At 36.0% G+C, this 15,114-nt stretch carries 14 protein-coding genes; 4 read left to right on the top strand and 10 right to left on the bottom strand.

Translation table 11 applies throughout. From position 1 onward, the window contains the following. Positions 1 to 17 precede the first annotated feature (17 nt). From efp to AC07XU_RS05155, 6 genes are all read right to left on the bottom strand, one after another. Positions 18 to 578, bottom strand: a complete 561-nt coding sequence (gene efp / locus AC07XU_RS05180; RefSeq protein WP_494942553.1) for an elongation factor P — start codon at positions 576 to 578, stop codon at positions 18 to 20. Between the two features lie 780 nt (positions 579 to 1,358). Further along, entirely contained in the window at positions 1,359 to 1,973 is a 615-nt protein-coding gene (locus tag AC07XU_RS05175) for an ABC transporter ATP-binding protein (protein WP_494942552.1), read from the bottom strand. A gap of 91 nt (positions 1,974 to 2,064) precedes the next feature. Next, positions 2,065 to 2,859 carry an acyl-ACP--UDP-N-acetylglucosamine O-acyltransferase gene (gene lpxA, locus AC07XU_RS05170; protein ID WP_494942551.1) on the bottom strand — a complete coding sequence of 265 codons (795 nt, stop codon included), beginning with the start codon at positions 2,857 to 2,859 and terminating at the stop codon, positions 2,065 to 2,067. Next, positions 2,859 to 4,262, bottom strand: coding sequence for a bifunctional UDP-3-O-[3-hydroxymyristoyl] N-acetylglucosamine deacetylase/3-hydroxyacyl-ACP dehydratase (locus AC07XU_RS05165; protein WP_494942550.1), 1,404 nt, complete (start codon positions 4,260 to 4,262; stop codon positions 2,859 to 2,861). Before AC07XU_RS05165 ends, lpxA begins: the two co-directional genes overlap by 1 nt. Then, on the bottom strand, positions 4,252 to 5,334 hold the full coding sequence (lpxD, locus tag AC07XU_RS05160) for a UDP-3-O-(3-hydroxymyristoyl)glucosamine N-acyltransferase (RefSeq protein ID WP_494942549.1): 1,083 nt from the start codon (positions 5,332 to 5,334) through the stop codon (positions 4,252 to 4,254). Before lpxD ends, AC07XU_RS05165 begins: the two co-directional genes overlap by 11 nt. 112 nt (positions 5,335 to 5,446) lie before the next feature. Then, on the bottom strand, positions 5,447 to 6,670 hold the full coding sequence (locus AC07XU_RS05155; RefSeq protein ID WP_494942548.1) for an HD domain-containing protein: 1,224 nt from the start codon (positions 6,668 to 6,670) through the stop codon (positions 5,447 to 5,449). 155 nt (positions 6,671 to 6,825) lie between these two features. Between AC07XU_RS05155 and porX the strand changes: the two genes are divergently transcribed. The 4 genes from porX (at position 6,826) to AC07XU_RS05135 (ending at position 10,985) form a co-directional block, all read left to right on the top strand. Further along, on the top strand, positions 6,826 to 8,379 hold the full coding sequence (porX, locus tag AC07XU_RS05150) for a T9SS response regulator signal transducer PorX (protein ID WP_494942547.1): 1,554 nt from the start codon (positions 6,826 to 6,828) through the stop codon (positions 8,377 to 8,379). Between the two features lie 87 nt (positions 8,380 to 8,466). Then, positions 8,467 to 8,892, top strand: coding sequence for a tRNA (adenosine(37)-N6)-threonylcarbamoyltransferase complex ATPase subunit type 1 TsaE (gene tsaE / locus AC07XU_RS05145; protein WP_494942546.1), 426 nt, complete (start codon positions 8,467 to 8,469; stop codon positions 8,890 to 8,892). Between the two features lie 65 nt (positions 8,893 to 8,957). Further along, positions 8,958 to 10,184, top strand: a complete 1,227-nt coding sequence (locus AC07XU_RS05140; RefSeq protein WP_494942545.1) for an alanine dehydrogenase — start codon at positions 8,958 to 8,960, stop codon at positions 10,182 to 10,184. Between the two features lie 117 nt (positions 10,185 to 10,301). After that, on the top strand, positions 10,302 to 10,985 hold the full coding sequence (locus AC07XU_RS05135) for a M15 family metallopeptidase (RefSeq protein ID WP_494942544.1): 684 nt from the start codon (positions 10,302 to 10,304) through the stop codon (positions 10,983 to 10,985). A 289-nt stretch (positions 10,986 to 11,274) separates the two neighbouring features. Here AC07XU_RS05135 and AC07XU_RS05130 read toward each other — a convergent pair whose 3' ends face one another. From AC07XU_RS05130 to AC07XU_RS05115, 4 genes are read right to left on the bottom strand one after another with little or no spacing between them, the layout of a single operon-like run. Next, positions 11,275 to 12,450, bottom strand: coding sequence for an MFS transporter (locus AC07XU_RS05130; RefSeq protein WP_494942994.1), 1,176 nt, complete (start codon positions 12,448 to 12,450; stop codon positions 11,275 to 11,277). A 6-nt stretch (positions 12,451 to 12,456) separates the two neighbouring features. Further along, the gene (locus AC07XU_RS05125; RefSeq protein ID WP_494942543.1) at positions 12,457 to 13,014 is read right to left on the bottom strand and encodes a phosphoglycerate mutase family protein; all 558 of its coding nucleotides are present in this window, start codon (positions 13,012 to 13,014) and stop codon (positions 12,457 to 12,459) included. Continuing rightward, positions 13,011 to 14,051, bottom strand: coding sequence for an aminotransferase class I/II-fold pyridoxal phosphate-dependent enzyme (locus tag AC07XU_RS05120; protein ID WP_494942542.1), 1,041 nt, complete (start codon positions 14,049 to 14,051; stop codon positions 13,011 to 13,013). Before AC07XU_RS05120 ends, AC07XU_RS05125 begins: the two co-directional genes overlap by 4 nt. Next, on the bottom strand, positions 14,051 to 15,112 hold the full coding sequence (locus AC07XU_RS05115) for a glycoside hydrolase family 18 protein (RefSeq protein ID WP_494942541.1): 1,062 nt from the start codon (positions 15,110 to 15,112) through the stop codon (positions 14,051 to 14,053). The genes AC07XU_RS05120 and AC07XU_RS05115 overlap by 1 nt, the downstream gene beginning before the upstream one ends. Positions 15,113 to 15,114 lie beyond the last annotated feature (2 nt).

Here is a 15,114-nt window from a genome sequence, read left to right as displayed (position 1 = left end):
ATCCTCCAATCCTGATCCTATTTTACACGCTCCACATACTCACCTGTACGCGTATCGATTTTAATTTTATCGCCTTGGTTTACAAATAAAGGAACTTTAACCTCTACTTCATTTTCTACCGTAGCTGCTTTTAGCGCATTTGTAGAGGTATCACCTTTAACTGCAGGTTCAGAATAAACCACTTCCATTTCTACAAAGTTCGGCAAACTTGCCTGTATAGGCTCTTCACTCTCCATAGCAACCAAAATGCTCATTCCTTCTTTTAAAAACTTAATAGAAGTACCGAATAAAGTTTTAGGCACATTAAATTGCTCAAAAGAAGTATTATCCATCACTACTAGATAATCACCATCTTCATATAAGTACTGATAATCATTAGTTTCTACTCTACAAATTTCTACAACCTCGTCTGTATTCATACGAGCTTCTACCAATCTAGAAGTTTTAATGTTACGAAATTTGCCTGTGTAAAATGCACCGCCTTTACCTGGTGTACGGTGATTCCACTCTTCAACAGTAACCAACTCTCCGTTTACACGTAAGATGTTACCCACTTTTATTTCTGATGCTTTTGCCATGATATGTTAAAAATCACTATTTATGTATGGTCTGATTTTGAAGGCGCAAGGTAAAAAAAAATTTAAAAATAGCTGTAAAAAAAGATAGCTTCGGGAACCACTCCGAAGCTACAATCAACCTAAACCTAAAACTAAACTATGAAAATTTTTATTTTACTAATCTATAAACGCTACTTTTTGTATTGATAAATTTTGCGTTTTTCTTTATCAAATAACGTTAATAATTAACCCCCTATTTGATGGCGCAAAGGTGCGAACTATTTTCTAATAAAACAATAGCAAAATAAAAATATTTTTTACAGCTTGTTTTAAACTGAAATAGCGTGGTTTTTAGCCGAAATTTTTATAACGAATTGGCAAAAATGACGCAAAAATTAATAATTTGAAAAGCATTGATGGCGCTAAGATCAAGAGTTAGTCGGGCTTTTCATTACAATCTTTTTGTCCTACTGCTGAAACTTACGAAGTATTTTTTTTAAGACCGATAGTAGACTTCGTAAGTTTTAAGCGCCATATACAAAAAGTATTTACATTTCAATCCCGTTTAAATTGCAAGGCTTATGCAACTATGGTGGGCTGCAAACTGCCAAAAGAACTACCACATTTTGTTAATTAAACCCGATTGACGCGAAAAACTTTTTTATTTTCCTATTTAATCATCCGATGAATATTGTACAAACGCTAACATTCATCGGATGACTATCGTATACCCACAAAAAAGATTGCAGCAAAAGCGGGATAAAAACTGCCACGAAGCTTTGACTTTGTTTTTCTAAAATTCTATTTATAAGCAGAGATGTTTAACTTATGCTCACAAAAAGCGTATTCATGCTCTTGGTTTGAGCCTACAATAATCATTTTTTCTGATGCATACTGCTCAACCAAAGCTAGATACCAGGCTATTCCTTGCTCGTCTAGGTTAGATGTTGGTTCATCTAAAATTAAGATTGGTGTATTAGCACAACAAGCTAAGGCAAGTTTGGTGCGCTGTTTCATCCCCGATGAAAAGTGTTTTAACGCTTTATCTTGCGCTTTTTTTAGTCCGAGCAGGTCTAAAACCTTTTGAGCGTTTAATCCGCTTGCGTAAGCTTTAAACTGAAAATGGAAATCGATAGTCTCCTGTAAGGTAAACTCTTCTACTAAATCTAAATAAGGAGCAGCAAAGCTGATGTATTGATAGATCTCTTCAACCCTTACTGGTTGGCTGTTGTTATAATTAATTTCTCCTTCAGATGGAGATAAACTTCCTAAAATTATACTTAACAAAGTTGATTTACCAGAACCATTTGGCCCTAAAATAGCATACTTGTTAGCATTGGTAAAATTGAAATCGATATTTTTAAAGATCCATTCTTTGTTAAACCTTCTGCCAACGTTATTTAGGGTAACTTCCATTTTTAGTATTGAGATGTGAGATATGAGATGTGAGAACGGCTCTCCTTCAGCCCTCAACCTTGCTTATTTTCCCCTTTGGGGGCAAGGGGAATTATCTTTCCTTACTGCCGGTACCAAAACCTCTCATTACACCACGGTTAGAATTGCGAATAAAATCTACAATTTCATCACGTATTTCGGTTGGCTGAAATTCAGCTTCGATAATGTCTAAAGCTTTAGTAACGTTGTTATTTTTTACAAACAAAACTCTATAGATTTCTTGTATTTCGTTAATTTTTTCTGGTGAGAAACCTCTTCTACGTAAACCAACAGAATTGATACCTACATAAGAAAGCGGTTCTCTTGCAGCCTTAACATACGGAGGAACGTCTTTACGAACCAATGATCCGCCAGTTACAAAAGCGTGAGAGCCAACCTTTACAAATTGATGTATGGCTACCAAACCAGCTAAAACCACGTAATCGCCAATGGTAATGTGGCCAGCTAAAGTTGTGCTGTTAGAAAATATACAGAAATCTCCTACTTCGCAGTCATGTGCAATGTGCGAGTATGCTTGGATTAAGCAATTTTTACCAATTACGGTTTTCCATTTATCTTTGGTACCGCGGTTTATGGTAACACACTCACGAATGGTGGTATTGTCGCCAATTTCGGCAGTGGTAACTTCGCCAGCAAATTTTAAATCTTGTGGCACACCAGAAATTACAGAACCAGGGAAAATTCGGCAATTTTTACCAATTCTTGCCCCATCCATAATTACAACGTTAGAGCCCACCCAGGTTCCTTCGCCAATTTCTACGTCTTTGTGTATTACAGCAAAAGGCTCAACTACAACGTTATCTGCAATTTTTGCTTGTGGGTGTATATATGCTAATGGTTGTATCATTATGCTGTTTCTTTAACTCTCGAAATTTGAGCCATCATTTCGGCTTCAACTACTATTTTCTCTCCTACCATGCCAATACCTTTCATTTGCGCTATACCTCTGCGTATTGGTTCCATTAAATCACATCTGAAAATTATAGTATCTCCTGGCAAAACTTGCGCCCTAAAACGCACATTATCTATTTTTAAGAAATAAGTTAAATAATTTTGTGGATCAGGAACTGTACTTAACACCAAAATGCCGCCAACTTGAGCCATGGCTTCTATTTGAATTACACCAGGCATTACAGGCGCACCAGGAAAGTGGCCTCTAAAGAAGTCTTCATTCATGGTTACGTTTTTAACGCCAACCACATGTGTTTTTGAAAGCTCTAATACTTTATCTACAAACAAAAATGGTTGTCTGTGAGGCAAAATATCCATAATCTGAACCACATCATACAAAGGTTTTGCATTAGCATCATACACCTTTTGTATTTTTTTGCCTTTTTCTTTTTTAATAGCTGCTTTTATTTTTTTAGCAAAAGCAACGTTAGCCGCATGACCAGGTCTTGCCGCCATAATATGACCTTTTAAGTGAACGCCAACTAAAGCCAGATCGCCAATCATATCTAATAACTTATGGCGAGCTGGTTCGTTTTGGTAACGGAGCTCCATGTTATTTAAGATGCCTTGTGGGGCAACCTCGATAGCAGATCTGTTGAAAATTTTGGCTAAATGTTCTAATTCGGTTTTAGTTACTTCTTTATCAACAATTACAATGGCGTTATTCAAATCGCCACCTTTTATTAAATTATTTTGTAATTGATATTCTAACTCATGCAAAAAGCAGAATGTGCGGCATGAGGCAATCTCTTTCTTAAATTCGGCTATGCTTGATATACCGGCATGTTGACTTCCTAACACGGGCGAGTTATAGTCTATCATACAAGTGAAACGATAGTCATCAAGCGGCATTGCCACAATCTCTACCTTTCTATCAACCTCTGTATAAGTAATATTATGTGGAATGGTAAAATATTCTCTATCTGTTTCTTGAGCAATAACACCAACTGATTCTAAAGCTTCGATAAACAAAATTGAGCTTCCATCCATTATTGGTGTCTCCGGACCATCAAGTTTTAAAAGCACATTGTCTAAATCCATACCAACTAGCGAAGCCATTACATGCTCTACTGTGCTAACACTTGCACCGTTTTGAGAAATTGTAGTTCCACGAGCAGTATCGGTTACATTATCGCAATCTGCATCAATAATTGGTTCTCCTGGTAAGTCTGTTCTTTGAAATTTAAACCCATGATTATCTGGAGCAGGACAAAATGTTAAAGTAACATTTGCCCCTGTGTGTAAACCTACACCTTTAACAGAAACCTCACTTCTAATAGTCTTTTGTTTAACGTTCATTCTTTTCTTGTAATGTGCTAATCTGTGTTATGATGGAGGTTAATTCAGCGATTTTAGCTTCTAATTCTCTAATTCTTCTATCCACTTCTGGCAATTTTTTAAAAATAACCGTACTTCGCATCCATTCTTTTAATGGTTGTGCAGGGCTACCATGCCACTGTTTATTTTCTTCAGTATTAAAGTTAATACCCGCTTGAGCACCAATTTGGGTGCCTTTTCCTAAAACCAAGTGGCCGGCAATACCTACTTGCCCACCAATTACAGATCTTTCGCCAAGCTTAGTACTACCTGATATTCCTGTTTGTGCGGCAACTACCGCGTGAGCGCCAACATCTACATTATGGGCAATTTGTATTAAATTATCTAGTTTTGCCCCTTTTCTAATGTAAGTAGAGCCCATAGTTGCTCTATCAATTGTTGTATTTGCTCCAATTTCTACATCATCCTCAATTATAACGTTACCAATTTGAGCTATTTTATTGTAAGTGCCATCTGCTTGTGGTGCAAAACCAAAACCATCGCTACCAATTACTGTATTTGCATGTATAGTAACACGGCTACCAATATGTGTGCGGTTATAAATTTTTACCCCTGGATTAATGGTACAATCACTCCCAACTACACTATCTCTACCAATAAAAATTTGAGTAAAAATTTTACAATTATCACCAATAACTACATTTTCTTCGATATTGCAAAAAGCGCCAATAAAAACATTTTTACCAATTTTTACTGTTGGGTGGATGAAACATGGTTGGTCTATCCCTTCCTTAGTTAAATCTTGATTTAAGGCTTGGTTGTATTTTTCTAATAAAACAGAAAATGCGCTATAAGGATCTTTAACCTTAATTAAGGTGCTTTTTATGGCTTGTGTAGGTTCAAAAGTATCTGATACAATTACTACAGAAGCATTTGTTGTGTACAGGTAATTCTCATACTTAGGGTTCGACAAAAAGCATAAAGAACCTGGCACTCCGTCTTCAATTTTTGAAAGTTCGCCTACTTTTACAGTATCGTCTCCCAAAATGGTTCCGTTTAAAAACTCGCTTATCTGCTTGGCAGTAAATTGCATCCTACAAAGTTAAATGTTAAATTGATATGAACAAATAAACAACATTGTTAATATTCGTTGCAAGAATAAGACTGTTAACGTTACTAATCGCTAAAAATTTTGTTAAATAATGCTAAATATCTCGTGTATAACAGAGAATATGTTTCTTAACAGTTTTATCAAGCGATTCTAAGTTAGACAAATCAGACGCTTTTGCAATATCTACTAAATCATTATTTTTCATTAAAATATTAATGTTGCTATTGCCCGCATTATATGCCCTGTTTCTTATGGTATCAGTAAACACAAAATAAGAAACATCATCTTCATCAAGATTTAATGCTAATGCAGTTTGTGTTGCTAACCTTTCTATCCTATCTGCCGGTGGTTCTGCATTTGTAATCTCAACTTTATATAAGCTTCTGCTGTTTAACATTTTGCATAAGCGACACAAGATGTGGTCATCATGATTTTCCCACACTTTTACCGACGCATAAATATCTTGATCATCTAATTTAGAAAATTGCAACAAATGATATTCATCCTCAAAAAAATTCAATTCGGTTATGTCATTTTGCAAAAAATGTTGCAAAGCAGGGGTTGCAAAAAGTTTTTCTCCGCCCGAGGCCAGTTCTTTTGCTCGCTCTAAAATTTTAACCAACAACTGCTCGCCAGCTATAACTGTTTTATGTAAATAAACTTGCCAGTACATTAATCTTCTGGCTATTAAAAACTTCTCGATAGAGTAAATTCCCTTCTCTTCAATTACCAACTGGTCATCAACAACGTTAAACATTTTAATGATCCGATCGAAACTAATTACACCTTCGCTTACACCGGTAAAAAAGCTATCGCGATTTAGGTAATCCATCCTGTCTAAATCAAGCTGCCCAGAAATGAGTTGGCAAAAGAAATTACGGTGATATTTACCTCTAAAAATAGTAATCGCAGGAGTTAAACGGCCATCAAATTCATCGTTCAATTTATCCATCATCAGCATAGAAATGTCTTCGTGTTTAATTCCGTTGACTAGTGTATGCTCCAATGCATGAGAAAATGGCCCATGACCAATGTCATGTAGTAAAATTGCTATAGTGGCGGCTTCCTCTTCTTGCAAACTTATTTCATGCCCTTTGCTTCTGAGTACTTCAATAGCTAAACTCATTAAGTGCATTGCTCCAATAGCATGATGAAATCTTGTATGTAAAGCTCCTGGATAAACCAAATGGGTCATACCTAGCTGCTTAATGTACCTCAATCGCTGAAAGTATGGATGCGATATCAAGTCATAAATTAAGGCAGAAGGTATACTGATGAACCCATAAACAGGGTCGTTTATTATTTTCTTTTTATTCATTTCTTAATTTGTTGGAGTGTAAATTTGTTAGAATTTTGCCAACTCTTAACTAAAAACTGCCAACTGATATATTCGGTACAAAAATTGCTATTTTTATCGATAGTAGAAAGTCTAGCACTTTTTAAAAACTTTAAATTACATAAAAAGTATATATAATGCAGGAAACCAAAATTTTATGGGCTGATGATGAGATTAACTTATTAAAACCACATATCTTATTACTGAACGAAAAAGGATACCATGTAACTACTTTTACCAATGGAAATGATGCTTTAGAAGCATTTGGAAAAGAACATTTTGATCTTGTTTTTTTAGACGAAAATATGCCAGGCTTAAGTGGTTTAGAAACCCTAACCGCCATTAAAAATATCCGTAATGATGTTCCAGTTGTTTTAATCACCAAAAGCGAAGAAGAAAATTTGATGGAGGATGCAATCGGATCTAAAATTGATGATTATTTAATTAAACCTGTGAACCCAAAACAGGTATTACTAACCATAAAAAAGATTGTTGATAATAAGCGTTTAGTGAGCGAAAGAACTTCTTCTGCCTATCAACAAGATTTTAGAAATATCGGCATGACTTTAAACGATAAATTAAGTTATGAAGAATGGGTTGATGTGTATAAAAAATTAGTGTTTTGGGAGCTAGAATTGGAGAAATTGGATGACCCTCAGATGCACGAAATTTTAACGATGCAAAAATCTGAGGCCAACACTCAATTCTCGAAATTTATTGAAGATAATTATTTAGGCTGGGTGAATGGAAAAGAAAAAGCCCCACTACTTTCTAATGAGTTATTAAAGAAAAAAGCTTTTCCGTTAATTAACGATACAACTCCGGTATTTTTTATTCTGATTGATAATTTACGCTACGATCAATGGAAAATTATCAATCCGTTAATTAGTGAGTATTTCCGTTTAGATGAAGAAGACACCTACTCGAGTATTTTGCCTACTGCAACACAATATGCTCGAAATGCAATTTTTTCTGGGTTGATGCCTTTAGAAATGGAAAAGAAATTTCCATCGCTTTGGCAAAATGATGATGATGAAGGCGGAAAAAACTTGCATGAAGAAACTTTTTTGGCAGAGCAAATCAAGCGAAGCTTAAGAAAAGAATGTAAGTTTAGTTACCATAAAATTTTAACTTTTGACCAAGGTAGAGACCTAACCGATAAAGTGAGCAATTTGATGGATAATGAATTTAATGCCATTGTTTATAATTTTGTAGATATGCTTTCGCATGCTCGTACAGATATGCAAATGATCCGCGAATTGGCTAATGATGATGCGGCTTACCGTTCGTTAACTTTATCGTGGTTTGAGCATTCTCCATTGTTAGATTTGTTAAAGAAAATCTCTCAAAAAAGAGTTAAAGTTATCATAACTACAGATCATGGTACCATTAGAGTAAAACACCCAAGTAAAGTAATTGGCGATAGAAGTACCAACACAAATTTACGTTACAAACAAGGCAGAAACTTAAATTTTAATCCGAAAGAAGTGTTTTTGATTAAAAACCCTCATGAAGCGCAGTTACCTAAAATCAATATCAGTTCTAACTATATTTTTGCCAAAGAAGATCAGTATTTCGTTTACCAAAATAATTACAATCAGTTTGTAAATTATTATAATGAAACATTTCAACATGGTGGTATCTCTTTGGAAGAGATGATTATACCAGTGGTAACTTATAGCTCAAAATAGTTGCAATCCGTCATTTCGATCGAGGAACGAGGAGAAATCTGCCTTTTAGATTTCTCCCTTCGGTTCGAAATGACGATATTAGAGTTAATGAAAACTATTACAATTAATAGCACCGCAGAATTGCCAGATGTTGCTCAAGCGCTTTTAAACTTCGCCAATGGCGAAAAATTCTTCATTTTTGAAGGAGAAATGGCAGCCGGCAAAACTACTTTTATTAAGACTTTTTGCGATATTTTGGGCGTTGAAGATGTGGTGAGTAGCCCGACTTTTTCTATTGTTAATGAATATGTTAGCAAAGCTGGAAAAATTTATCACTTTGATTTTTATCGGTTAAAAAACACGCAAGAAGCTTATGATATCGGCTACGAAGAGTATTTTTACAGCGGTGATTATTGCTTAATAGAATGGCCATCAAAAGTGGAAGATTTACTGCCAGAAAACTATATAAAAGTTGAGATAGAAATTGGAGGGGAAACTCAAAGAAATTTTAAATTCAATGCCATAAAGCCTTAGCTCACATTGTTCTTATTCACAATTTTTTCCGTATCTTCAAACATCTAAAACTACCACATTAACAAATGGAGAAAGGATTAAGAGAAGGAATGGCTGCAATTGCCCAGCGAGGTTTATTACAAACACAAGAAGAAACCCTCGAAACCAATACACGTAGCAATAGCTTATATATCGGTATCCCTAAAGAAACATCATTTCAAGAATGTAGAATTGCTTTAACGCCGCTTTCTGTTGCGCTTTTAGTGGCGAACGGACATAAAGTTGTAATTGAAACTGGTGCCGGTGTAGCCGCAAATTTTAGTGATAAAGATTACAGCGAACAAGGCGCTCAAATTTCTTTTAGCAAAAAAGATGTTTATGCTGCAGATATCATCGTTAAAATTGCTCCGCCAACTTTGGAGGAGATTGGGTTGATGCACAAAGGTCAGACCTTGATTTCTGCACTACAAATTGGCACGCTAAAGGAGGCCAATCTTAAAGCCATTCTCCATAAAAAAATAAATGCCTTATGTTTCGAAAACCTGCGTGATGAAGGTAATGTATTAAGTGTGGTTCGTGCCATGGGCGAAATTGTTGGTTCGGCTTCTATTTTTATTGCTGCTGAATATTTAAGTAGCGCATTTGGCGGAAAAGGTTTAATGCTTGGCGGTTTTACAGGCGTGCCGCCCACAGAAATTGTAATTTTAGGTGCTGGTACGGTTGGCGAATATGCCGCCAGAACAGCACTTTCTTTAGGTGCTGAGGTTAAAGTATTCGACAGTTCTATTTTTAGGCTTCGGAGGTTACAAAATAATTTAGGAAGTAGGGTTTTTACATCGGTAATGCAGCCCATAGTACTCAATAAAGCCATCACCACTTGCGACGTTGTAATTGGCGCAGTAAGATCAGAACATGGCCGTAGTCCGTGTTTAGTTATGGAAGAAACAGTTGCTAAAATGAAGCCACACTCTGTTGTGGTTGATGTGAGTATTGACCAAGGTGGTTGTTTCGAAACATCTGAAGTAACCAATCACAAAGATCCCGTTTTTAGAAAGCATGATGTGATCCATTATTGTGTTCCGAATATTGCATCGAGAGTGCCAAGAACGGCTTCTTATGCTTTAACCAATATTTTTGCACCTATTTTGGTAGAAATTGGTGATAAAGGTGGCCTAATGAACATGATTTGGAACAGACCGGGCATCCGCGAAGCGTTGTATTCTTACCAAGGTCATTTAACGAACAAAGATTTGGCTAATATGTACAATCTGCCGTTTAAAGATTTAGAATTGTTGGTGGTTTCTACACAGTAAAAATTTCGTCATTGCGAGGAACGAAGAAATCTCCTTTCTAAGTAGGAAAGAAGAAATACAGCCTTTGAAAAATTTAAAATTGTTTGTAGAAAACCTTCTTTAGAAATTTGAAAATAAATGAAAAACGTATTTGTTATTTTTCTCTTATCGTTATCCTTAAATTCTTGCGCACAAAAAAATGCTCAAAATCCGTATGGTTTAAAAGTTATTAACGATTACAAAGTCTATAAAGCAGATCTCAAGAATAACCCCAATAACGAATTGATTGATATTAAAAAAGCTATTCCATCGGTTGTGTTAGATATCCGCTATGCTACGAAAAACAACTTTATGCAGCAGGTAATGTATAATGAAGCGAGCGCTTTTGCACGTAAACCAGTTGTAGAGCAATTGAAAAAAATACAATCCTTCCTTAAAAAAAACGGATATGGTTTAAAAATATTTGATGCTTATAGACCCTACGAAATTACCCTAGCTTTTTGGGAGAAAGCGAGCGATAAAAACTTTGTAGCCAACCCTGCAAAAGGTAGTAAACACAACCGAGGCTGTGCAGTAGATTTAACAATAATTGATCTTAAAACTGGCAAAGATGTGCCAATGCCAACACCTTATGATAGTTTTGAAGCCGCAGCCGCACCTCATTATGATAAATTACCTGCAGAAATTATTAAAAATAGAGATTTTCTAATTGCGACTATGCAAGCAAATGGTTTCAAAGTGATTTATAACGAATGGTGGCACTTCGATTTTAACGGATGGCAGAATTACGATTTAATGGATATTGCATTTGAAAAGCTATAAGATAATGCAATTAACTTTTTTGAAAAGCAGGTACAATACTAAAATGAGGGCTTCGGTCCCGCTGTACATTACAAGTCCCGATACATCGGGAACTTTTCATTTCCATCGGGTTTAAAATACTGTGGTTTCTGCAACTATGAGGGGTTTAATAGCACAGCGCTGAGTTATTTAGCCCTAATTGTAGTGAAAATCCTTTTGCCACCCCCTCTTCTGGGGGATTGAGAGCAAAAGATTGAAACGAAAAGTAGGACTAACTTTAATTAGTGTAGTGTTATTGCGCTTCAAATTTTTATACCTGCGATTTTGGCTTATACATTAACCACATATAAACCATCGCAAATAAAGTTATTGCCGCACAGCAGTAAAATATGGTAGGTATAGTTTTTACATCTTCGATAAACAAAGCACCGGCCAAAAGTGCTCCTGCTCCAATACCAATTTCTAAGAAAATATACATCGTGGCAACCGCTTTTCCGCGTAAGCCCGGTTTACTCAGGTCAATTGTCCATGCGGTAACAGTTGGCGAAAGCATGCCTGTTGCAACGCCATAAACTGCCGAAGCTGCCATAAGCAAAAATGAAGAATTTGCTAGCGCCATGCCTAGCAACGAGACCAACAGGATTGCCAAAGAAATTTTGATGATTAAGGTTCGGCCGTAGGTATCAGAAACTTTGCCGGCTACAAAGCGAATTAGTAGCGATGAAAGTGTAAATACCATGAAGAATAAGCCTTTATTACTTGTGCCTAAATGTTTGCTCCAATCTGATATTACGGTTAAAATTACTCCATAACTAATGTAACTAAACAATACAATTAGTGCGGCCGGTAATACTTGCCATTCAATAATATCGCTCTTTTTAATTTTTAGGTGTGCGGCTTTAAATTTTTGCTTATCAGGAAGGGTTTCTTTCATCCTTGCTAAAATAACGATAGAGAGTAATGCAAAAAGCGATGAGCAATAGAATAAGATGTTGATAGAAAAATGATCGGTAATGGCACTTCCAATGGCGGGGCCTATGGCCAAGCCCGTACTAAAACAAACGCCATGTACACCCATTGCCTCGCCCCATTTATCTGCAGGAACTAGATCTGCAACATAAGCCGATGTAGCTGTTGGTTTAAAACCTGTAGAAAAACCATGGATTAATCTGATGAATAGAAAGCCAGCTACGCTTGTTAATATTGGATAAAGAAAGCCACACAAAAAACAAACAATAGAGCCAACTGCCATTACCGGCACACGACCAATCGTATCAGTAAGTTTGCCACTAAATGGTCTGGAAATGCCTGCTGTAACCGTAAATAATGCAATGATTAATCCTTTGTACTCTGCACCTCCTAAACTTGCTAGGTAAGCTGGCAGCTCTGGAATTAACATGTTAAAACTCGCAGAAAAAAGAAAAGAACTTAAACACACTAATCCAAATTGTAGTGTGTAAATACTGGGGGAAGCTTGCACTGTAATCGAATTTTATCTTTTACTTCCTGTTTTCATTTGTTTCTTCTCTTCGCCTTCGGCTCTGTGCACTTCTCCGTAGCGATTAGCTTTTACTTCTGCTTTATCTCCTTTTACAGTAATTTCAAAAATATAGTCGTAATCATCGTCGGTTAGTTCTTTCACAGGCTTTTCTGCTCCAAATGCCTCTACTACATCTAAAACGGTATTTGAGTGCCCAACTATTAATATTTTTTTGCCTTTAGCATTTGCGATTAATTGCTTTGCGAGTGCTTTTTGATCTGCAGGATTATAGGTTTTCATGGAAAGCCCAATTTTATCAGCCAAAGGGAAAGCCGTTAACTTTGTTCGCTTATAATCTGTTGTAAAAATCGAATCAATTTTTTCTCCGCGAAGTAATTTCATCAAATCAACCGCTCTTTGCGCACCAATTTCAGATAACAATGGGTCTTTATCTTTAGGATCTTCAGTTAGTTTTTCTGCATGCCTAACCACAAAAACCTTTAAGGTTTTTTGTGCATTAACTTGCGCACCGAATAATAAGAATAAAATTACGAGTACTAAATTTTTCATATTAAGGCTTTTATTAAATATGCTATATCGCTTTTATTGTGCCAACTGCTTAAAACTATCCTATTGATAATTGGCCCATCTTTATCTGGATAGGCAAATGAAGAAATTAAAATGTTTTTTGCAGCTAACTTTTGGCTAAGTTCAGCATTTTTAGATAAATAAACCGGAAAATCAGCTATAAATTGCCAATCATCATTTTGGAGCAAAGCTTGATTGATATTTTGCATGTTTTGATTTAACTTTTCGAGCTCATTTGTGTAGATTTTTTCTGCTTCCATAAAAGCATAAAGCCCAGCCGCAGCAGGTGGTGAGGCTCCTAAAAACTCATTGCTTTGTTTTAGCTCTGAAATTCGTTCAGCTTTTCCTAAAACTATCCCGGCATCAACACCTAAAGCTTTTGCCATTGAGGCGATAACTACAGTTTCGATGTGATCGCTTTTTGGCAATGTTGAAAAAACACCTAAACCATTATTATTGATCCCTATTCCATGAGAATCATCAACAATGAGGAGCAATTTTTTATTGATTTGGTTTAGACCAGAAAAATCATAAATCTCAGGAAAAAGATTATTCATCGAGTTACTTATGATCACCCAATTTTCTTTTTCGCTTCCGTTTATTTCATCAACTATGTTTTTTACCCATGAAGAAAAAGAGCCTGAAACTTTTGGCGATTCTTGATGCCACAATGCTGGATGAGTAGCTGGTGCATACCTAACTTCTCCGAAATAAGCTAGATTTTTTACAGTTAATTGAGCAGCTAAATATCCACTTGAGGTAATTAAGGCAGCCTGAGCACCAAATTTATTTGCTGCATATTGTTCAACTTCATTGTAAATACCGAGTTGAATGTTATTCGATCGACTTGTTCCATTGTTCAAGCCAAATAGGTTAAGCCCTTTTACATAGAGCTGAAGAAATTTTTCGTTTTGCGGAATGCCTAAGTAAGCCGTTCCTCCAAAATAAAGATATTCATCGCCTCTGGCTGTTATTTTGTTTGCCAAAGGCGATGAAAGGTTATTGTATTTTTCTTGCATTAATTATAAGATCTTCCCAATTGATCATTTGCCGCTTTAATTAATGAGTTGGCAGAATTACTATCGTGAGAAAACTCCCAAAACATAATTCCATTGCATCTATCTTTAGCTTTTTGCGTTTTAGCTTTAATTAATGTAGTGCCATTGTAACCGTATGTTTTGCCGTTAACTGTAGCAACATTTAAGGTAATATCAGCTCCAGAAGCTTCAATATCTCGATATCCTATTGAAGAACCAGCAGCATCCTTTCCATACAATGGCATTCCTAAAATTGCTTTCTCTTTAGGCATTGCTTTAGTAGTTAGCCACATATTTAAGCTGGCATCTGTCATTTTCATTGAAGCATGGTTTAAAGGCTCTGCTGTATCATAACCAGCGCCATCATATTGCATAATGTTAAAGAAATCTACATATTGATAAACTTCTTGAGAAATAGCATCTTTATTTGTAGAGGTATAAACTGCTGGTGTTATTGCGGCACTTAAAAACTTATTTGCATTATGAAGGTCGGTTGATAAACCTCTCATAAGCGAAGTAAAGTCGGCATTAGCACTTCCACTAACAGTTCGTGGATACTCCCAATCTATATCTACACCTGCTAAATTATTATTTTTTGCAAAGTCTACAACATTTTTAATGAAGTTTGCCCTAGATGTTGGAGAGGCAGCAATAGTAACAAATATGCTTTCTGCGCCCATTACAGAAATTCCAAATTTCACATTATTAGCTGCTGCTTTGGCTTTAAGGGTATTAAATCTGGCATTTTCTGTTGCTGTTAATGGTAAAAAAGAACCGTCACCAGTTGGGTTCACATTTAAAAACGCAAAAAATAAATGTGTAATCATTTTAAATTTAGCATCAGCAACTGTAGCCGGATCTCTATAGCCTGGCATATAGGCCACAATTTTAAAGCTATTGTCTGGCGTGTAAGGCGTTGTTGAAACTGGAGGAGTTACTACTGGTGGTGTTACAGGCGGATCTACCGGAGTAACCGTGCTTTTTTTACAAGCGCTAAAACTTAGAATAAGTACGCTTAGATAAAGTAAAGATTTTAATTTCATAG

Source organism: Pedobacter sp. GW456-11-11-14-TSB4 (assembly GCF_059424425.1).
Note: the sequence above shows the minus strand (reverse complement) of the source record. Positions and strands in the feature narration are given on the sequence as shown.